Source organism: Peribacillus butanolivorans, assembly GCF_001273755.1.
In the GTDB taxonomy this organism is placed as follows: domain Bacteria; phylum Bacillota; class Bacilli; order Bacillales; family DSM-1321; genus Peribacillus; species Peribacillus butanolivorans.
In genome coordinates this window covers 2,896,934-2,915,778 of sequence record NZ_LGYA01000001.1, presented here as the reverse complement: position 1 = coordinate 2,915,778, position 18,845 = coordinate 2,896,934, and the positions used below count along the sequence as shown (strand labels likewise).

Genomic DNA, 18,845 nt, shown 5'->3' with positions numbered 1-18,845 from the left:
TTTTTAGTATTCGGACAATTCGGAATAAAATAAATCCCCCTCGCGCTCCCCCTTCTCACTCACTTTGTTCCCTCCTAACAAATCTCGGCGTCTCAGTCATACCAATGGATTAAACTTGTATTACATTGGTAATGATAATAAGTAAAAAATTAAGTAATTAATCAGTTGATGATTAGTTGTTTTCTTTCAGATAATCAGTAGGTGTTTCAACAAAGGAAAATTATCTACTTGGTAAATGATATGTAGAAAGTTCGTATCTAGTGCTTGTACCTACGAGAAAGGGGAAATTTATTTACAATGGTAGAATATGTCGTGTTTTTTGGACTTGTCATATCAGGGTTTGTCTTTCTAGGCTTGGACATAAGAAGAAGCAAAGGATTGACGGTAGATCAGTACATTCCCCCATACTTTGTGGAATTGGACAAATGTCAAAGTCCTATTGAGAAGAGGGTATTGAAAGCATTATGGATGAGGGATTATAAACCAACAACACAGTATCCAATAAGAAGATATAGAATTGATGTAGCACTTCCAGAGTATCGTCTAGCCATTGAATGTGATGGTAAAGCTTTTCATTCAAGTAAGAAAGCTAAAGCACACGACAGGAAGCGAGATGCATACTTAAGATCAATTGGATGGAAAACGCTGCGGTTCAGCGGAAGTACAATCAATAGAGATATGAGCAGGGTGATTACTCGAATTGAATCTGAAATAAAAAAGAAATGCTCAAGTGGATGCCCTTCGGAGGATTAATATGACAAAAAGTAAAGTAGAAACAATTGAATACGTCAACAAAAACGGTGAGTTAGTTAAAGCAAAGATAAGTGATTATGATGAAATTGCATATTATAAAGACTTTAATGAAAAGGGTAAAATAGTTACTCGAAAGATTATTGATACTGAAGAATTCACATATATCGAAGGAATTGGAATAGCAACGGAAGAAGATAGCTTGGATATGGAGAAGTTAATTAAAACACTGTTACAGGAAAAATACCTACGTTATCTTTAGAAGGAAAATTTTCCCCTTCATTTTTTTTGATTAAATTAAGAACAAATGTTCTATAATGTATTTATAGAATGAAATGGAGATGTTCTTATGTCAATAAAAGATCGTGGAAAGCTTAAATGGCAACCAGCTTTGATGCTGCCAGAGCATGTTAAATTACTTAATGAAGCAAATAAGGATTATTACCGTCAAGTAAAGCCAATATTAGATGAGTACCAGTTAGAGGAGTTTGAAAACAAGATACATACCGCAATGGAGTTTGCTTCACTTGTAAAGTTTACAGTTTGGGAAGATGGATTTGATTGGGAGTATACAGGGATGATACACAGGCTAGATCCATTCACCAAGGCGATATATTTGGAGCTGGAAAATGAGAAGGGACATATTATTAAGGTGAAGTTTGAAGATCTTGTAGCGGTAGAAGTAATGGAGTGAAAAAATGACTAAAGCAAAACCAAAAAGAAAACTGTGGATTAAGAGTAGAACATACCTAAATGAATTTACAGTAGATGAATACTTGAAAAAAGAAGTGAAGTTAATCTTAGCTAAATATACAAAATGAATAGAAATCACCAGTCTATACGATTGGTGATTTTTTATTTTCTATAATTTTACTCGTTACTATTTTCATAGATAATTTAGTGAAATGTGAATATAAGATATTTTGTTTGGAGATTATTATGTAGGACAGGAGAGTGATATTGATTGGATAAAAAGTCAAAGAAAATTAATCTTAATGATGTCGATATGACCGATGTAGAAGTTATTTCAGCGGATAATATCGATATTAATGAATATTTTAGAAGGAAGCTTTTCGAGTGTATAGCCAAAGAAGAAAGTAGGCTGTTTTTGTATAAGGAAAAGAATAAATAGTTTAATTGAAAGGACTATTCTAATGTGAAAAAGAGTAACCAAGAAAAGAACTGCGAGGAAATGGCTATTTTGTAAATGAACCTAACTACGAATTAATGGCTAAGGCGTTTACGGAACTATACTTTAGTTTTACTAAAGGTGGATCTGGAGATGTAGAATTCTACAAATTAGGCACGATAGCTTTATTTTCTGCATTGGCAAATGATGAAGAAGGGAAACAAAAGGAATTAGATAAAATGAGAGCTCACGTTAAAAGACTTAAGAATGAAAAAAAGAAATAGATAAAGTCTTGTCGTGGTCATCTAGTTTACCCTCTGCATGCAGAGTACCGATAAAAAGGGAAGCAAACAAAACATAGCCCCCAAATACACCATCCATGTAGTATTTGGGGGCTACTTGACGTTTACCTTTATAGCGAATTTACTTAAAATAAGGAACCTTTTTCAAAGCCACACAAACTGGAACGGCAACGATAATTCCTAATATATTTTGAACGAGATCTCCAGGTATCGAAGCTAAAGGTGCAATCCAATTACCGTATAGAATCCCTTCACCAATATAATAAACAGCTATCATAAATGGAATGGAAACGATTGTTGCTATTACATTGAAAGCGATGCTAGCACCGTTGCGACCCTTTGACCAAGCGATTTTACCAACTATATATCCTTGCAAACCACGCGCCACAATGGTGATAGGTGCCCACAATGTCCACCCTCCAACTATATCAAATAACCCCATTCCTATCGCACCAGCAAGAGCTGCTTTTTTAGGACCAAATAAAATAGATGCAATAAAAAGCATAGCTGTTCCTAGATGAACTAACCCTCCATTTGCGGCAATTGGCAGTTTAATATTCAAAAAGAAAGTAGATAGGAACACAAGTGCAATCAACATTGCGGTAATAATTAAATCCATAGTTTTTTGACTTGACCTTGAATAACTTTGTGTATTTTGCATATCTGTAAACCTTCCTAACTAGAATTTTCCTATGATTTTAGCAAAAGACTGGTGTCTATAAAAGTGTCAATTTATTAAAAAACTATGAGGTCAGTTGATAAAAAATACAGATATTATACGTATTGAAATGAGAGAGGAGATGACTGTTTTTAGCTGATTTATGATAAGATAAATAAAGTTTAAAGTGGATAGGCCATATGGAGGTTATTATGAAAAAAGTTGCTGTACTACAGGATTTATCATCTTTTGGAAAATGTTCATTAACAGCTGCAATTCCGGTTCTTTCGGTCATGGGCGTGCAGGCATGCCCTTTACCAACGGCCATATTGACTGCGCAAACCGGATATCCAAGTTTTTTTTGTGAAGATTTTACATCCAAAATGAAATACTTCATAGAAGAATGGAGCAAGCTTAATGTAACCTTTGATGGAATCTATACCGGCTTCGTTACTGGTGAAGAGCAAATTAATAATATTTTCCATTTTTTAGATAAATTTTATACAAAAGAAACCATTTTACTTGTTGATCCAGTAATGGGGGATATAGGAGAAGTCTATAAACTTTTTACCGATGAATTACTGGTACTTATGAGAGAACTGGTGAAGCGTGCAGATGTCATTACACCAAATGTTACAGAGTGCTGTTTATTAACCGGATTGTCTTATGAAAAGCTGCATAGCTATTCAAACGAAGAGGACTATATTAAAGCGATAGAAGAAGCAGGGAATATGTTGCAGCAAGAAACGGGAGCTCAGGTTATCATCACTGGAATGAATCCACCGTCAGCAGATTCAGAGAAGCAGTTTATCGGAAATATGTATTTGGACGGAAGTAGAACCTTTTATAGTGCGACGCAGTATAACGGTGAAAGCTATTCAGGTACTGGTGATTTATTTGCATCTGTGATTATGGGAAGCATGATGCGTGGAGAGAACCTAGAAAAATCCGTACAGCTCGCAGTGGCATTCCTGACAGAAGCTATCAATGATTCCTCCTTGGAGCAAATTCCTAAAGTAGAAGGAGTTAACTTCGAAAAATATTTACGAATGTTATTATGAATGCTTTAAAAAATGGAAAAAATAGAGTAACAAAAGCTCGGCTTTTTGACTAACCGAGCTTTTTGTATAAATCAAATAGTACTTATATTTTGCCGAATATTGTAAAAAATCACTTAAATAATAAGGAAACTTTCTATTTACCTCACAACAGCCAGTATTTATGTTCGTTAAAGTTTGAAAATATTTAACTTCCATAGATCTTTACAAAGATTAAGAAAAATTACTTGAAGAAAAAACAATATTATCTACAATCGAGAAATTAGAAGCTCTATTTCCTGATAAGGATAGATCAGAAATTATAAAGAAAATGCGTCAATTAGGTTGCTTAGAATTAAAAAACGCAAAAATTCCATGGAGTGCAAAAACAAATAAAGAAGATAGACCGCCTTGTAAAATTACTTATGCTAATGAGCCTAATATGGAATTAATGGCTAAAGCATTCACTCACCTATATTATGAACTATTAAAAAAGGGTAAACTTAACGATAAACCTTGGCTTGAAGAGGAATGAAAAAAGCTAAGGAATATACCTCAGCTCAGTTAAGGGGAATTAATAAAGAAAGAAAAGCTAGTGTTAATAATTATCATTTACAATGAAATACCTATTTATACAAAAACCACCAGTCATTTAAGATTGGTGGTTTTCTTCTGTTTGACCTAATTCAACTTCAAATAAGTCTTCTATGGAAATACCTAATGCTCTAGATATTAAAACCGTATGAGTATCCTTGTGACTAACTAATTGATCAAACCTTGAAAGATTTCCTTGTGGGATTCCAGTCATTTCACTCAGTTTCACCTGTGTCATGTTTCTTTCCTTTAATATTTTGCCTAGTCTTGGAGTCACCTTCAATGTACCTTCCATTTTAAATCACTCTCCTTGCTTCTAATTATACTATATACTATATCGTCCATACTATAAAAAAAATTTTGAAAAATCGGAAATAACTATTGATTATAATATATACTATATAGTATATTAAACAAGAAGAACAAACCAAATAAACCAAAAACAGGGAGAGATTATTATGACAAACATTCAAACAGTAGTTGGTAAAGAAATGGTAAGAGAAACTTTCGGAGTATTCACAAACTTGGGCATTGAACTTAACTTTAACCAAAATTCGGACAACCAAAAACAAGCACTGATTGAAGCATTATATAAACTTGAAGGAATCTCTACTATTGAAATGAAACTTACATTAAACGATGGAACAGTCATTGAGCCTAACATAAACAATTGGAATCACAAATGCGAAGATATCTCAGTTTTCGATGAAGCAGATGACTACATGGATTACAGTTCAATTTTTAATAAAAACTTGCGATCTCGTAACATTTAAAAGTAGGAGAAAAGATGAAAAGTTATGACTCCATTCTAAATGAGTGGGGTTTTTATAATTTACAGAGAAAAAAGAACAGTATTCTTCCACATATACATCTAATTACACCTTGGAGGCTGGAAGAAGAAGGTAAGGGATAAATTCGTATACTTCTATGGAGTTCTTGTGAAGAAATTCGAAGTGAATTATTTTGAGAGATAACTGATTTGGGGTTTAGCTTGGCTGAGTAGGATTTAATCAGTTCTGAGGAAAAGTAAAAAAGGCAGTCACTTTGACCACCTAAATAAGTAATTCTATTTTTTCCATACTGCATTCAATGGACTATGTTCAGCATGTAAATCTGCAACGTCATCGTGATTGAGGGTCACATAGCGTTTTGTTTGTTCGATGTTCATGTGACCTAAAATCGCCTGTAAACTGAATAAATCGCCGCCATTTTTTAAATAGAGTTTTGCACATGTATGTCTAAAAGTATGGGGGCTACAACGAATTCCTTCAATCTTAGCTCGCTTCCCATACTTTTCAATTAATTGATATAAACCACGGTTTGTGAGTTGATTACCAGAGATATTAATAAACAGTTGTGAATATTTACTTTCACCACGGACAGTAAGCCATCTTCGGATAGCATTTTTAGTCCTATCAGTAATTGGTACTTTTCTCATATGATAAGTTTTTGTATGGCGTACCATAATATAATTTTGTTCAAACACCACATCAAAGACGTTTAAATTTAATATTTCATTTTGACGCAGACCACATTCAAGTAACACAAGGCAAATAGCCGTATCTCGAACGCCTATCCAAGTATTATTTTCTATTTCATTAAAAAAGCGCCGTAATTGTTCAACTGAAAATGCTTCTATAGCGGCACGTCGGAATTTCAGACGCTTTACGCCATCACCAGCATTGATTGGTACTTTTTTATTGTCATAAAGCCATTTGAGTACTGTTTTGAATGCTCTTAAACGAATGTTAATACTAGAAGGAGACAACTCTTTTTTGTTTTTCATGTAGAGTATTAAATCGGTGATGTGTTCACTAGTTAATTGATCTGGTGAGATATCTAGTTCTTGTTCTTCCCAGTAACGAAATATCATGCGAGTTTCTTTAACGTAATAGAAAGAAGTTGCTTCACGTAAACCTCTTATCTCGCAATCCTTTAAGAACATTTCCATAGCACTTGTCCAATCAGTAACGTAATTTACCTTTTTATCAACTGTATTAAGCTTTTGTTGTTCATCCTTAGTTAAAAAACGAGTCCTTTTCATAATATTTACGCTCCCTATATAGTTTACGACACACCGTAAACAAGAGCGTAAACTGCACAGTGTAGAATCAGCGTTTTACTCCAATATTAACATCTTCAAACAGTTTACGATCGCCATAGCGTAAACCANCAAAACTATGTTTGCATCAACGTTTTTAGCAACTTTTTATTTTTTTAAGACACTGAATAACATGAGCAGAAGTTTACACTTGTATATTTTTAAAACTTTGCCGTCCGTTAGATTGTATCTTATTTCAGAGGAAAATTAAAGTTAGATTAGTAAAAACAAACGCTTAAGGGTAAAAATTTAACGAGCATTTTTGTTTTAAGATATAATTTGATAAATTTCATCAACTATTTTTGACATACATGTAGATTTTTCGTCATTCACACAAAATTCAATCGACATGAGAAATTCGTAGCCACATTTTTATATTGTTATGTAGTAGTGGGAGAGATATTTGATTAGGTATGAGGTTGGATACTGTCCGAATTATGCACAATAAGTTAAATAAAATAAGGTTAATAATTAATCATTTCTAATATGTTTATTCCTTTCACGCAACTTTAGCGCGTTAACTAATCTGCAAATAAAGAAATTGCTGAGCAATTAGACGTTAAGCTACACAAATTAATGCAAGGAAATATGAAGATAATATTTTGCAAAATGAGAAGTGGAAATGGGAATGGAAATTCTAGCACAAATGTAAAAAAATCGTTACTACTTATCTTATAATGTACAAAAAAGCTATTTACCTAGTATGGGTGAGTTTGCAGATGAGAATTTAGTATGTAGGCATCCGAATAAACGGGTGCTTTTTTAATAGATTAAATCATAATCGATTCTTTGAGAAAAAAAGCACTTGTCAATCCAGATATTCTTTTCAATCTTGTTAAAGAACGACTTAACTGTGCATCGGAAAATTTCTTTATATCTGGACGACGAAATTTTGTCGTTTCTACATCTCCTGCAAGTAATACAGTAGGTATGGTTGCTTCTAAATAGTATACAATGTAAGTTCGTCTTCTTGCTAATAATAAGGAATTTTGTGCAGTCGTATAGGCAGTTTGAAGGGAAGCAAGAAAGGAAGGGTTTATCTGTTACAATGCAAGTTTGATTGGCTTAACATCTTTTGATAAGCAAGATGTTCACTAATTTCTGATAAAGAGATATACAATGGACGGAAACAACAATAAACTTCCGACCCCCAAAATGGTAATGAATTTCCTAGGATGTAGTTTCTATATATTTATCTCTTGAATTTCTGAAAGGTATTCAATTAATTGCCTACTGAGAGCATTTAGATGCTCTTTCATAAGGCAACATATAAAAACAAAATTCAATCAGGAATATATCATTTATCCTTCAAATATTGGGTAATATTCTGGAATTTTTGTTTTGTAAAATAAATCTATGATAAGGGATTTGTCAACCCATTGGTTTTCTGATAGTATAAATGTCCATTTCATCGTTGTATCGGTATTTTTTCTCCCGTTTAATCAATCAAAAGTAGGAAGGAGAATGGTTCTTTTGGTAAGACATCCTGATTTTGAACAAGAACGTCAGAGGTTGGATTTCACTAAGCGCTATATAGATGTAGTCATCAAAACATCAGAAACCAGCAAAGATCAATTTCAACGGAATATGCAAGAGGCTTTTGGTGATGCGGATTGGTCTGAGTCGGGCTTATATTCTCAGTTGTTGACAACTGCCAACTTTTTTGAAATGTCTAGATCTGAACTGGAAAGCTTACGCAAGGCAAGCAAAAAGCCTTATTTTGCAAGAGTTGATTTTGAACGAAATGATGGTGATCTAGGCGAAGTACTTTATTTCGGGAAAACTTCCCTTTATCAGAGGGAAAGCCAGGAACAGATTATCGTCGATTGGAGATCTCCAATAGCTAATCTTTATTACGAGGGTCGGATTGGTGAAATTGAATATGAAGCAGAAGGGGAAACATTTAGCGGGAACATCACTTTAAAGAGGCAGTTAATGATAGAAGATGGTGAGCTAGAAGAGGTCAGGGACATTGATTTAACAACAACGGATGAATTATTACAGGAATCCCTTTCCAAAAGTTCGAGCAATCGTTTGACCGATATCATTACCACGATACAGGAAGAACAAAATAAAATTATTCGTGCTGATTTAAATAAACCAATCATTGTTCAGGGGGCTGCGGGCAGTGGTAAAACAACAATAGCCTTACATAGGATTTCTTATTTTATATACCATTATAAAGACTTGTTTGACCCACGCCAGTTGATGATTCTTGCCCCGAGCCGGGTATTCATTGATTACATTTCTGAAGCATTGCCGGAATTAGGTGTTGAAAAAGTAAAACAATTCACATTCGCCGAGTATGTTCAGGTTGCAATCGGAAAGCAACTGAAGCTAGTAGCTGATAATAAATTGACACGATTGTTGGAAAGGGATGATGAAGAAACAAAAGCAGCGATCTGGATATCTGGATTTAAGGGTTCTCCATTATTTAAATTAATTTTGGACGAATATGTGAAGGATATTTTCAGGAGTTTTCATCCGGAAGAAGATTTTTATTGTGACAAATATCGCCTCTATTCTGCAAAAAAGTTCATTAGGCTACTGGAAGAGGATTATTGGTATTTACCATTATACAGCAGACTCGATAAGCTAAAGGCCATTTTACAAAATGAAGTGAAGCTGAAAAAGAAAAAAATGCTTGAACGAGTAACGGATTTTTATGACGTCAAAATAGAAAAGGCCCTCTATAAGAATATTGATCCAGTAATACGCAAGGAATTTGTAACAAAATGTCTCGATAAAAAGGAGGAACGGATCGGACAGATTAAAAAAGCAATCCGTTCCGCTGTAAAAGGCTATTTTAAGCATTTCAAAAATAAAAACCTTCTTCAATACTATCAGGAATTGTACCAAGATCCCGAGCAACTGGCCTCGTACAGTAGCGGTAAACTTAGTCGTGAAGATGCATGTGCTTTATGTAATTATAATCAAAGGTTAATTCATGAAAAAAGTTATGAATTGGAGGACTTGGGTGCATTATTATATTTACAGGAGCTACTTTTTGGTGTGGATAAAGATAACAAAGCAAAAAATGTCGTCATAGATGAAGCGCAGGATTATAGCTTCATGCAATTGCAGGCGCTAAAAACGGCAGTAGATACTGATATGTTCACTCTTGTAGGTGATCTTGCTCAAGGTATCCACTCATATCGAGGCCTTCAAACATGGGAAGAGGTCCATCGTCGTATTTTTCCGAGAGCGACATACACAGAACTACAAAAAAGCTACAGAACGACTGTTGAAATAATGAATCAGGCTAATCAAATTCTTCAATTGTTACCATATGATTTCCCAGAAGTTGAGCCTGTCGTCCGCCATGGGACAGAACCAGAATTCATTTCCATCGATAAGGATGATTGGGGAGAAGAGTTGATTAAACATATCGAAGAATTAAAAGGAGAAGGTTTCAAAACGTTTGCCGTTATTGCCAAAACGATGAAAGATTGTAAGCTAGCAAACAAGAAATTGAGTAGATGTCATAATGGCTTCCATTTAGTAGATGAAACAGGAATTATTCCGAAAGATAAAACGTTAATTGTACCCTCATATCAAGCAAAAGGTCTAGAATTCGATGTAGTCTTTGCGATATCTCTGGAGGAAATTTATAGTCGGAAGAATGAACTCGATATTAAACTACTTTACGTCACAATGACAAGACCATTACACCGGCTTTATTTTTTGGGAAGTGAAAAAGAGGATTTCCTTCTGATGAAATGATAGGAGGGGGATTTTAAATTTAATCTACCTCCTATTGCCATGATTTTCTTACAAATACAAAAGAATTTCGTGAATGTCATCCCATCCATAACCGACTTCGATTAACTCAATTCCGGCCATTTTAACAGTTTTTTCAGCGATTACATGACCACCGAGAGCTTTGTAAAAACCGCATGAAGGATTATCTTTTAAAGCCCAGATAATTAAATTTTTATGTTCGTTATCTATGAGTTCATCAACAACCGTTTTAATCATTTTTCGACCAATTCCTTGTCTTTGATACTCTTTTAATAGATAGATGGCATATACTTCTCCTTGAATATGGGGATCATTAGTTTGTTCGGGTCCACCAGCTACAAAACCAATAATTTGTCCTTCACCATTTTCAGCTATATAAGTGGCATTATGCAGCATCTTTAAATTTCTTAGCCAATTTTTTTTTCTGGTTTCTAGATTCAAAGAAGCCAGATATTGATTCGGCAGGATTCCTTTATACGTCGATTGCCAACTGTTTATATGTACATAGGCTATTCCGGTTACATCTTTTTCTGTAGCCTTCCTTATTTTCATTAAAATCACCTTCTGATTTCGTTATTTTTTCTAGAATATCATGTAAAAAGTGAATTCGCATTTAATTTATGTTTATTACTACGCTAAAAAGGATAAGAAATAAGAGAGTGATTCAACCAGATGAAGGGAAGGATGAGAAAGATGAAATTGAAAGTTGGTTTTTATTTTCCGGGCGGCAAAGAAATAGAGCATGAGGTAGACGGCGATGACTCAACTCAAATGATTTCAAATATTCAAAAACACCGCTATTATAATTTAGTTAAAGGCGATTGCTATTATGTCGTAGATACTGAAAAAGCAGCTTATTTTTCTGTAACTGAAATATTGGATTGATTATAAACCGTATTGGACTTTTGTTCCAATACGGTTTATTCTTTTTGTTGTAGAGATGACCTGAAAAGGAGTAAACAATGAAAATTAATTTTACGAAAAAACAATATGAAACATTGTTCAAAATGGTTCAGTATGGATATTGGGTTGCTTCCGATATTGAAAATAATAATGAGTTTAGTGACTTAGAACAATACCTGAATTCCTATGCAAAGGATTTTGGCATGGAAGGAATCCACTTTGTGAAGGAATATGAAATATATGATTTGAGTCATGAATTGGAAAATAAACTTCATGAAGTTATAGATGAATATGAAGAAGGGGTGTTCAAGGATAAGCTTGCCTATCACATGGCAAGAAAAGAGTTTGCAAAGGAATCGAACCTTCAAGAGTATACTCAAGAGGAAGCATTTAAACGAATTATGGAACTCGAAGAAAAATATCACCTTCATATTGAAGAACGTGGGTTAGAGCATCTAAAGATAGAAGAATAAGGGGTAAAAGGGAGAGAGGGCATTATTTGTCCTCTCTCCTTTATTTTCTGTTCTATAACTTCGAAGTGAAAATAATATGAATTCCACCACTATAATGATTTTTTTACCACATATGCTTTTTATTCATCATGACCAAATTTTGAGCGAATTTGTTCAGCTGTGAATTCGTAAAAAGCCATTAAATCATTTTGTGAAGCAAACCCCGCTTGCGCAGACTTTTCATTACCCCCGCCTTTACCATTATACGAGCTGAGTGTTTCTTTAAAATATTGTCCGCAATGAATGGAGGAGGACCCACTGTGCGCGAGCAGGATCTTTTGTTCCTTATATGATGCAAATAACACGAGCACTTTTTCTTTTTGAACCATTGTAGCTGAAAGAAATTGGAGTTCTTTCAATGAGCTGTCTTCGAAAATATGAGATATGAACCCATCCCCATTATTTTCAAGCAGGGAATCAGCAAGAAACTTTGCATTTTCAAGTTTGAGTTTTTCATGTGTCGATGCTAGTTGTTTGTAGTCATCTTCTAATTTTTCCACCCTGTTGATTATTTCTTTTCGTCCGGTATTAAATTTAGTCGATAACGCTGAAAGAACATTAAGACTATCAGAAAAATCGTTCAATGCCCTCAAACCGCATTTGAAATATAGACGTGTATGTTCTTTTTGTTTCTCCGTTTTGAGGATTTTAATTAGGCCAATCTCCCCGGTTTGTTCTACATGCGTTCCGCCACAAGGATTATACTCAATCCCTTTAATTTCAACAATACGGATATTCTCTGACACTTTTGGCATTTTGACGACAGGAAGTGCCTGTATTTGCTCTTTTGTCACAAAATATGTGAGAAGCTTGCGATTCTCGTAGATATATTGATTAACCTGCTTTTCAGTAGCTATCGTATGTTCCTCGGTCCATTGGGGCGCGATTATATCAATAGTTATATTTTCCGTTCCGAGATGAAAACTGACAGTATTCGCATCAAACAGTTCCCGGCAGACAGCCGAGAGTAGATGCTGACCGCTATGCTGTTGCATATGATCGAAGCGGCGTTCCCAATTGAGTTCACAATGAACAAATTCAGAACCTGGCCTACATTCAAGCTTGTGAAGGATATTTCCATCCTCGCTTTTTGTAACGTCAAGGACAGTGATTCCATCTATACTGCCTGTATCGGAAGGTTGACCACCTCCTTCTGGATAAAAAGCAGTTTCTTCAAGAATGATGTAATAAAAGCCATTATCTTCGAAAATCTGCTGGATTTTTGTATCCCATTGAGATGCCTTTGATGACGTGTAATACAATTTTCTAGTCATGAATAATTCCTTTCCCTTTCAGTTGGTCATTAAATTATAACATCGCAAGTCAGTTTTATGAAAAAGCAAGGTTGGTAAATTGGCAAAGGTTTTTAAGGTTAGTAGGTGTGTTAGAGTTGGACGAATCCAAGACTATTACGACGTAAAAGGTATATCGGAATACTAATTAAACCATACAAACCCAGTCAATTTTCAAAATTCATTATGCAAACTTTGTAGTAATGGAAAACGAGTTCAAATTTTAGTTCCTCAAACATCCATGGAAGTTGACAAGGAGCAAAAAAATAAAAAAACGTAATAGGTATACAGAACAACAAAAAAATGATAAATTCAAATATGTTGGAAAAATAAATAATTGGGTACAATTGTAGGTAAAGGTAAGTTACAGGAGGATTTTTATACATGCAAAAAATTCAGGCCGGTTTGGCTGTAGAGTTAGAAGTAGAACGTAAGGCAGATTTCGGTTGGTTCTTGACTGATGGTTCGGAAGATGTCTTACTTCATCATAATGAAATGAATGAAGAAACTGAGCTTGAAATTGGTGATGAAGTAACGGTATTTATCTATCATGATAAACAAGCCAGGTTGACAGCAACAATGAAAATTCCTGAAATTCAGATCGATCAGTATGGCTGGGCAGAAGTAGTCAATGTGAAAAAGAAACTAGGGGTCTTTGTCAACATCGGCCTTTCCAAAGATATTCTGGTATCACTGGATGATCTGCCAAACATTGACCATTTATGGCCTGAAGTTGGTGATCGTCTATATGTTTCCTTGAAAACCGATCGTAATGAACGGTTGTTCGGTAAACTTGCAACAGAAGATGTAATTCAAGAGATTGCTGTTAAAGCTCCTTTAAAAGGAGTCCGTAACACGACCGTGAAAGGGAATGTCTATCGTTTGCTAATGGTTGGTTCTTTCTTTGTTTCACAAGAAGGGTATCGCTGCTTTATTCACGAAAGTGAACGCAAACAGGAGCCCCGCCTAGGAGAATTAGTTGAAGGACGTGTCATTGATAGTAAAGAAGATGGTACCCTCAATGTTTCTTTAATTCCGTTTAAGCAAGATTTAATGGAAGAAGATGCTGATGTCATCTTCACTTATTTAATGAACCGTGGTGGTGCGATGCCTTATGGCGATAAGACTCCACCTGATGATATCCAGTTCCACTTCGGATTAAGTAAGGGAGCATTCAAACGTGCTCTGGGCAAACTGATGAAAGAAGAAAAGATTTATCAGGAAGATGGATGGACCTATTCTTCAGACCGTAAATGACAAAAAGGCAGCGGGAAATTTCCGTTGCCTTTTTTATATGGATTTTATTAAAAAAACTTTTTTTTCCCTTTGTCTTCTTTTAGAATTTCTACAGCTTCTCTGAACCTCATGGAATGTACAATCTCTCTTTCCCTTAAAAATCTAAGTGAATCATTAATATCCGGGTCATCTGAGATGTCAATCAACCATTGATAGGTTGCACGGGCTTTCTCTTCAGCGGCAATATCTTCATATAAATCAGCAATAGGATCGCCTTTAGCTTGGATGTATGTGGCTGTCCATGGATCACCTGCTGCATTTTGATAGAAAAGGGCACCATCATGATTCGCATAATGTTCGCCAAGACCAGCTGCAACCATCTGCTGTGGTGTGGCGTCCTTTGTAAGCTTATAAACCATTGTGGCAATCATTTCTAAGTGAGCGAATTCTTCTGTTCCAATATCCGTAAGTAATCCGATGACTTTATCAGGTATTGTATAGCGTTGATTTAAGTATCGGAGTGCGGCAGCCAACTCACCATCAGCACCCCCATATTGTTCTATTAAATATTTTGCCAGTCTGGGGTTACAGTTGCTAACCCTTACTGGGTATTGTAGCTTTTTTTCATAAACCCACATAGATATCTCTCCTTATACTTGCCATGGCCAAGGGCCTTGGCCCCATTCCCATTTATTTTCCCCTCCAGGACTATTTCCGAATCCAAGTAATGGCCCATATTTAGGTTCGAATACTGCTTTCAATTGTTTGGAGTACAGTTGGAATTGATTGAATTGCTGCAGTGCCTGCTGGTCAGTGGGATGTGTATCTAAATAATGGGTTAGTTCGACAAGTACGAAATCTGCAGCCTGTATTTGCTCAAGCAACTGATAATATTCATCATCCAGTTTCTTATTCATTTACGTCTCCCTTTCGCGATAAGGATTATCATAAAAATCGTAAAAGAATTTCCAAAGGGTACCGTATTTGAGTGCCTCTTCTGGTGTGAACTGTTCTAGATTTGGTGGCTGGAAATTTATATACAATTGGGGAGGTGTACTGAAATACTTTCTTCCAATCGGTGGGCAGGGATCGAATTTGCTATGGAACGGTTTATAAGACTTGATTAGGGTGAAAGTCTTTGCTCGTGTCAAGTTGAAACCTCCTTTTTCAAAGGTACATCCTTAAATAATTATGCTTGGATAAAAAAAATATGACCCAAAAAAGGGGGGGATCAGTTAAATACAAGCCTTTATTCATTGTAATATTCAGACTATTTGTTATCGGCTCGTTATCTTACTGTGATGTTTGTCATCTATTCTTTATCTGTTTGTTCTTTGTATAGAAAATAACTATGGTAATATTGAAAACGTTAGCTTATGAAAAAGCTCACAAGGAGGTAACAACATATGAAAAAATCAATCTTATCGTTAGCGGCAGCGGCTGCAATATCCGGTGCATTCACTATTCCGGTACAAGCAGAAGATGTCAATGTGAAAGATGGAGACACATTATGGGGGATATCTCAAACATATAAAGTATCAATAGAAGATATTAAGGATTGGAACCATTTGTCTTCAGATACGATTTATTCAGGAGAAACATTACATATTTCTCAAGAAAAGCATTATAAGGTCAAGTCCGGGGACACGTTATGGGAAATTGCAGGCAAATATCATGTATCAGTAAATGACCTTAAATCTTGGAACGGTTTAAATTCAGATACAATCCATCCAAAGCAGGAACTAGTTATTAAACCTGCGACGTACAAAGATGAGGCAGCGAGCGTTAAGCCTGAACAGCCAGCAGCGCCAACTGAGCAAGCGAAACCAGCAGTATCAGCTGAGCAAGCGAAACCAGCAGCACCAGCTGAGCAAGCAAAGCCAGCAGCACCAGCTGAGCAAGCAAAGCCAGCAGCACCAGCTGAAAAAGCAGAAAAGGAAAAAACAGTATCTAACAGTGAATCTACGAATCAATCAGGCATAGAAAAAGAGATTACTGTAAGAGCAACTGCATATACTGCTGATTGTCAAGGTTGTAGCGGTACTACAGCTACTGGAATCGACTTAAAAGCAAATCCGAATGCAAAAGTTATATCAGTAGACCCATCAGTTATCCCACTTGGTTCAAAAGTTTATGTGGAGGGTTATGGCTACGCAACAGCGGCTGATACAGGCAGTGCCATAAAGGGAAATAAAGTAGACATCTTTATTCCAAATGAGCAGGATGCTATTAATTGGGGCGTTAAAAACGTTAAATTACAAATCTTAAACTAATTTAGTCATGTAAAACATGTTTATATATAGAAAAAGTAGGCACAGGGTTTTCATGTGTCTACTTTTTTTGTCCTTTTGGTTCACGGAAAAAGCAGGTACAATGAAAGTAATAAATCCTTACAAGTTAAATAGGAGGAGTAGTACATTGATAGAAAAAGCACGTGATTATTTACAAAAGTATTTTGGATATGAGTCATTCCGAACCGGTCAGGAACAGATAATTGAACAAGTTTTAGGAGGAATAAATACAGCAGGAATCATGCCGACTGGCGGAGGCAAATCAATATGCTATCAGATTCCAGCTCTTCTATTGCCTGGTGTAACCCTCGTCATATCCCCACTTATTTCCTTGATGAAGGACCAAGTAGATGCCCTCGAACAAAATGGTATAGATGCCACATTACTTAACAGCTCTATTTCAGGGATAGAAGCTTCCAATAGAATGAACGATATTAAGCAGGGAAGGTACAAGCTTGTTTATGTGGCACCTGAACGATTGGAAAACACTGCTTTTCAAAGGGAACTGGCTAATGTTGATATTGCATTGGTGGCCATTGATGAAGCTCACTGTATCTCGCAATGGGGTCATGATTTCAGACCAAGCTATTTAAAAATCAAAAACTTGTTGAAAGAAATGCCCTCAGCTCCGACCGTTCTAGCATTAACGGCGACAGCCACACCACATGTGACGAAGGACATTTGTCAGTCACTTGGAATATCTGAACAACATACAATATCAACAGGATTTGCAAGAGATAATTTGTCTTTTTCCGTCGTCAAGGAAGAGAACCGCGGACGGTTTTTAATGCGCTATATTGAAAAAAACAAAAATGAGTCGGGTATCATATATGCAGCAACAAGGAAAGAAGTCGATTCATTGTACGCCAAGCTTAATAAAGCTGGCTTCAAAACAGGCAGATATCACGCTGGTATGAATGAACAAGACCGTTCGGAACAGCAGGAGCAATTTATTCGTGATGATGTTCCTTTGATAGTAGCGACATCAGCTTTTGGAATGGGTATCGATAAGTCGAATGTTCGTTACGTCATTCATTATCAAACCCCAAAGAATATGGAGAGCTATTATCAAGAAGCAGGTCGTGCAGGTCGAGATGGTTTGGATAGCGAATGTATTCTTTTATACTCCCCTCAAGATATACAGATACAACGCTTCCTAATCGATCAATCGAACCCTTCGCAAGAGTGGCAGGCACAAGAACTGAAGAAATTGAATAGAATGAAGGATTATTGCTTTACTGAAGGCTGTTTACAAGCCTATATTCTTCAATACTTTGGAGAAGAGAATCCTGAAGATTGCGGCCACTGTGAAAACTGTACAGATAAACGTGACTCAGTTGAAGTAACAACTCAGGCACAGATGGTTCTTTCGTGTATGTTACGAATGGGTGAAAGATTTGGCAAAACGATGATTAGTCAGGTACTCACCGGTTCACGGAATAAGAAAATTGAAGAGTTTGGCTTTCAAAAGATTTCAACTTATGGAATTATCAAAAATCAATCGGCAAAGGATGTTGCAGACTTCATTGATTTCCTGACTGCTAAACAGTATATCGAAATGACAGGCGGGCAATATCCAGTTCTTAAAGTAACCAATGCTGGACGAGAAGTGCTTTTAGGACAGAAAAAAGTTCTACGAAAAGAAATAAAACAAGTAAGCAGCATTAGTATCGATCATGGATTGTTCGAAGAATTGAGACATTTAAGAAAAGAAATCGCAAGCAAGGAAAATGTACCGCCTTTCATTATTTTTTCCGATGCATCCTTGAAAGATATGGCAGCAAAACTGACGAGAACAGAACAGGAATTCCTTGATGTTAAGGGTGTAGGCACTCAGAAATTCGACCGCTTTGGAGCAGTGTTCTTAGAAGTGATTTCTCATTATTTACAAGCACATCCTGAAATAGAAGTGAATACAATGATTAAAAAAGAAACAACAAAGCGAACCACGGTACCATCTCATCTAGAAAGCTACCGTTTCTATCAGGAAGGCAAATCCCTCAAAGAAATTGCGACATTAAGAGGACTGTCTTCGATCTCCATTGAAAATCATCTATTAAAGTGTGCAGAAGAACGTTTGGAGATCAAGTGGGAAGAGTTTTTCTTAGATGAGGAGTATGACCTTGTACTGGAAACAGCCAAACAATTGGATTCTGAGAAACTAAAACCATTGAAAGAAGCCCTCCCTGACCATTTTTCATACTTTATGATAAAAGCAATCATGGTAAAAGCAGGATTAGAAAACTAATAGAATAAGGTTTTTGGATAATTTTTTCATTGGATAAATAAGAATTTGATT

21 protein-coding genes are annotated in these 18,845 nt (G+C 35.8%); 13 read left to right on the top strand and 8 right to left on the bottom strand.

Annotation, left to right across the window (positions count from 1 at the left end; genetic code table 11):
- Positions 1–297 precede the first annotated feature (297 nt).
- The 4 genes from AKG34_RS13275 (at position 298) to AKG34_RS27995 (ending at position 1,882) form a co-directional block, all read left to right on the top strand.
- A complete protein-coding gene (locus AKG34_RS13275) occupies positions 298–753 on the top strand; it encodes an endonuclease domain-containing protein (protein ID WP_053346502.1) in 456 nt (151 codons plus the stop codon).
- A gap of 1 nt (position 754) precedes the next feature.
- Positions 755–1,012 carry a hypothetical protein gene (locus AKG34_RS13270; RefSeq protein ID WP_053346501.1) on the top strand — a complete coding sequence of 86 codons (258 nt, stop codon included), beginning with the start codon at positions 755–757 and terminating at the stop codon, positions 1,010–1,012.
- An 87-nt stretch (positions 1,013–1,099) separates the two neighbouring features.
- Positions 1,100–1,444, top strand: a complete 345-nt coding sequence (locus AKG34_RS13265; RefSeq protein ID WP_053346500.1) for a YolD-like family protein — start codon at positions 1,100–1,102, stop codon at positions 1,442–1,444.
- Between the two features lie 270 nt (positions 1,445–1,714).
- Positions 1,715–1,882 (top strand): hypothetical protein, encoded by a 168-nt coding sequence (locus tag AKG34_RS27995; protein ID WP_153246107.1) that lies wholly within the window; start codon positions 1,715–1,717, stop codon positions 1,880–1,882.
- Between the two features lie 420 nt (positions 1,883–2,302).
- On the opposite strand, the gene AKG34_RS13255 is transcribed toward AKG34_RS27995, so the two are convergent.
- Complete coding sequence (locus AKG34_RS13255) at positions 2,303–2,842, bottom strand: ECF transporter S component (protein WP_053346498.1); 540 nt, start codon at positions 2,840–2,842, stop codon at positions 2,303–2,305.
- A 209-nt stretch (positions 2,843–3,051) separates the two neighbouring features.
- Here AKG34_RS13255 and AKG34_RS13250 point away from each other — a divergent pair, with 209 nt between their 5' ends.
- Both AKG34_RS13250 and AKG34_RS13245 read left to right on the top strand, forming a co-directional pair.
- On the top strand, positions 3,052–3,900 hold the full coding sequence (locus AKG34_RS13250) for a pyridoxamine kinase (protein WP_053346497.1): 849 nt from the start codon (positions 3,052–3,054) through the stop codon (positions 3,898–3,900).
- A 307-nt stretch (positions 3,901–4,207) separates the two neighbouring features.
- Positions 4,208–4,411, top strand: coding sequence for a hypothetical protein (locus AKG34_RS13245; protein ID WP_053346496.1), 204 nt, complete (start codon positions 4,208–4,210; stop codon positions 4,409–4,411).
- Between the two features lie 117 nt (positions 4,412–4,528).
- Here AKG34_RS13245 and AKG34_RS13240 read toward each other — a convergent pair whose 3' ends face one another.
- Positions 4,529–4,765, bottom strand: a complete 237-nt coding sequence (locus AKG34_RS13240) for a helix-turn-helix domain-containing protein (RefSeq protein ID WP_053346495.1) — start codon at positions 4,763–4,765, stop codon at positions 4,529–4,531.
- 163 nt (positions 4,766–4,928) lie between these two features.
- On the opposite strand from AKG34_RS13240, the gene AKG34_RS13235 reads away from it, so the two are divergent.
- Positions 4,929–5,243, top strand: coding sequence for a hypothetical protein (locus tag AKG34_RS13235; RefSeq protein ID WP_053346494.1), 315 nt, complete (start codon positions 4,929–4,931; stop codon positions 5,241–5,243).
- Positions 5,244–5,536: 293 nt separating this feature from the next.
- Here the strand turns inward: AKG34_RS13235 and AKG34_RS13230 are convergent, their stop codons facing one another.
- On the bottom strand, positions 5,537–6,514 hold the full coding sequence (locus tag AKG34_RS13230; protein ID WP_053346493.1) for a tyrosine-type recombinase/integrase: 978 nt from the start codon (positions 6,512–6,514) through the stop codon (positions 5,537–5,539).
- Between the two features lie 1,521 nt (positions 6,515–8,035).
- Here AKG34_RS13230 and AKG34_RS13225 point away from each other — a divergent pair.
- The gene (locus AKG34_RS13225) at positions 8,036–10,294 is read left to right on the top strand and encodes a HelD family protein (RefSeq protein WP_053346492.1); all 2,259 of its coding nucleotides are present in this window, start codon (positions 8,036–8,038) and stop codon (positions 10,292–10,294) included.
- Positions 10,295–10,342: 48 nt separating this feature from the next.
- Here AKG34_RS13225 and AKG34_RS13220 read toward each other — a convergent pair whose 3' ends face one another.
- Complete coding sequence (locus AKG34_RS13220) at positions 10,343–10,864, bottom strand: GNAT family N-acetyltransferase (RefSeq protein WP_053346491.1); 522 nt, start codon at positions 10,862–10,864, stop codon at positions 10,343–10,345.
- Positions 10,865–11,005: 141 nt separating this feature from the next.
- On the opposite strand from AKG34_RS13220, the gene AKG34_RS13215 reads away from it, so the two are divergent.
- Both AKG34_RS13215 and AKG34_RS13210 read left to right on the top strand, forming a co-directional pair.
- Positions 11,006–11,197: a hypothetical protein gene (locus AKG34_RS13215; protein ID WP_053346490.1), complete on the top strand. Its 192-nt coding sequence runs from the start codon at positions 11,006–11,008 to the stop codon at positions 11,195–11,197.
- Positions 11,198–11,274: 77 nt separating this feature from the next.
- A complete protein-coding gene (locus tag AKG34_RS13210) occupies positions 11,275–11,688 on the top strand; it encodes a hypothetical protein (protein ID WP_053346489.1) in 414 nt (137 codons plus the stop codon).
- A gap of 119 nt (positions 11,689–11,807) precedes the next feature.
- Here the strand turns inward: AKG34_RS13210 and AKG34_RS13205 are convergent, their stop codons facing one another.
- A complete protein-coding gene (locus AKG34_RS13205) occupies positions 11,808–13,001 on the bottom strand; it encodes an alanyl-tRNA editing protein (protein WP_053346488.1) in 1,194 nt (397 codons plus the stop codon).
- Positions 13,002–13,403: 402 nt separating this feature from the next.
- Between AKG34_RS13205 and AKG34_RS13200 the strand changes: the two genes are divergently transcribed.
- Positions 13,404–14,276: a CvfB family protein gene (locus AKG34_RS13200; RefSeq protein ID WP_053346487.1), complete on the top strand. Its 873-nt coding sequence runs from the start codon at positions 13,404–13,406 to the stop codon at positions 14,274–14,276.
- 47 nt (positions 14,277–14,323) lie between these two features.
- Here AKG34_RS13200 and AKG34_RS13195 read toward each other — a convergent pair whose 3' ends face one another.
- Genes AKG34_RS13195 through AKG34_RS13185 form a run of 3 tightly spaced genes read right to left on the bottom strand, consistent with a single transcriptional unit; the run spans position 14,324 to position 15,406 of the window.
- Complete coding sequence (locus AKG34_RS13195) at positions 14,324–14,893, bottom strand: manganese catalase family protein (RefSeq protein ID WP_053346486.1); 570 nt, start codon at positions 14,891–14,893, stop codon at positions 14,324–14,326.
- A gap of 12 nt (positions 14,894–14,905) precedes the next feature.
- The gene (locus tag AKG34_RS13190; RefSeq protein WP_053346485.1) at positions 14,906–15,172 is read right to left on the bottom strand and encodes a spore coat protein CotJB; all 267 of its coding nucleotides are present in this window, start codon (positions 15,170–15,172) and stop codon (positions 14,906–14,908) included.
- Complete coding sequence (locus AKG34_RS13185; protein WP_053346484.1) at positions 15,173–15,406, bottom strand: spore coat associated protein CotJA; 234 nt, start codon at positions 15,404–15,406, stop codon at positions 15,173–15,175. It lies immediately after the preceding gene.
- A 255-nt stretch (positions 15,407–15,661) separates the two neighbouring features.
- Here AKG34_RS13185 and AKG34_RS13180 point away from each other — a divergent pair, with 255 nt between their 5' ends.
- Positions 15,662–16,528 (top strand): 3D domain-containing protein, encoded by an 867-nt coding sequence (locus AKG34_RS13180; RefSeq protein ID WP_053346483.1) that lies wholly within the window; start codon positions 15,662–15,664, stop codon positions 16,526–16,528.
- 145 nt (positions 16,529–16,673) lie between these two features.
- A complete protein-coding gene (gene recQ, locus AKG34_RS13175; RefSeq protein WP_152952286.1) occupies positions 16,674–18,794 on the top strand; it encodes a DNA helicase RecQ in 2,121 nt (706 codons plus the stop codon).
- Positions 18,795–18,845: the final 51 nt, after the last annotated feature.

Coding starts and splice junctions, on each gene's coding strand:
- AKG34_RS13210 (WP_053346489.1), top strand. CDS start 11,275: ATGAAAATTAATTTTACGAAAAAACAATATGAAACATTGTTCAAAATG.
- AKG34_RS13230 (WP_053346493.1), bottom strand. CDS start 6,514: ATGAAAAGGACTCGTTTTTTAACTAAGGATGAACAACAAAAGCTTAAT.
- AKG34_RS13190 (WP_053346485.1), bottom strand. CDS start 15,172: ATGAATAAGAAACTGGATGATGAATATTATCAGTTGCTTGAGCAAATA.
- AKG34_RS13275 (WP_053346502.1), top strand. CDS start 298: ATGGTAGAATATGTCGTGTTTTTTGGACTTGTCATATCAGGGTTTGTC.
- AKG34_RS13245 (WP_053346496.1), top strand. CDS start 4,208: ATGCGTCAATTAGGTTGCTTAGAATTAAAAAACGCAAAAATTCCATGG.
- AKG34_RS13200 (WP_053346487.1), top strand. CDS start 13,404: ATGCAAAAAATTCAGGCCGGTTTGGCTGTAGAGTTAGAAGTAGAACGT.
- AKG34_RS13240 (WP_053346495.1), bottom strand. CDS start 4,765: ATGGAAGGTACATTGAAGGTGACTCCAAGACTAGGCAAAATATTAAAG.
- AKG34_RS13265 (WP_053346500.1), top strand. CDS start 1,100: ATGTCAATAAAAGATCGTGGAAAGCTTAAATGGCAACCAGCTTTGATG.
- AKG34_RS13215 (WP_053346490.1), top strand. CDS start 11,006: ATGAAATTGAAAGTTGGTTTTTATTTTCCGGGCGGCAAAGAAATAGAG.
- AKG34_RS13255 (WP_053346498.1), bottom strand. CDS start 2,842: ATGCAAAATACACAAAGTTATTCAAGGTCAAGTCAAAAAACTATGGAT.
- AKG34_RS13195 (WP_053346486.1), bottom strand. CDS start 14,893: ATGTGGGTTTATGAAAAAAAGCTACAATACCCAGTAAGGGTTAGCAAC.
- AKG34_RS13225 (WP_053346492.1), top strand. CDS start 8,036: ATGGTTCTTTTGGTAAGACATCCTGATTTTGAACAAGAACGTCAGAGG.
- AKG34_RS13205 (WP_053346488.1), bottom strand. CDS start 13,001: ATGACTAGAAAATTGTATTACACGTCATCAAAGGCATCTCAATGGGAT.
- AKG34_RS13220 (WP_053346491.1), bottom strand. CDS start 10,864: ATGAAAATAAGGAAGGCTACAGAAAAAGATGTAACCGGAATAGCCTAT.
- AKG34_RS13235 (WP_053346494.1), top strand. CDS start 4,929: ATGACAAACATTCAAACAGTAGTTGGTAAAGAAATGGTAAGAGAAACT.
- AKG34_RS13180 (WP_053346483.1), top strand. CDS start 15,662: ATGAAAAAATCAATCTTATCGTTAGCGGCAGCGGCTGCAATATCCGGT.
- AKG34_RS13250 (WP_053346497.1), top strand. CDS start 3,052: ATGAAAAAAGTTGCTGTACTACAGGATTTATCATCTTTTGGAAAATGT.
- AKG34_RS13270 (WP_053346501.1), top strand. CDS start 755: ATGACAAAAAGTAAAGTAGAAACAATTGAATACGTCAACAAAAACGGT.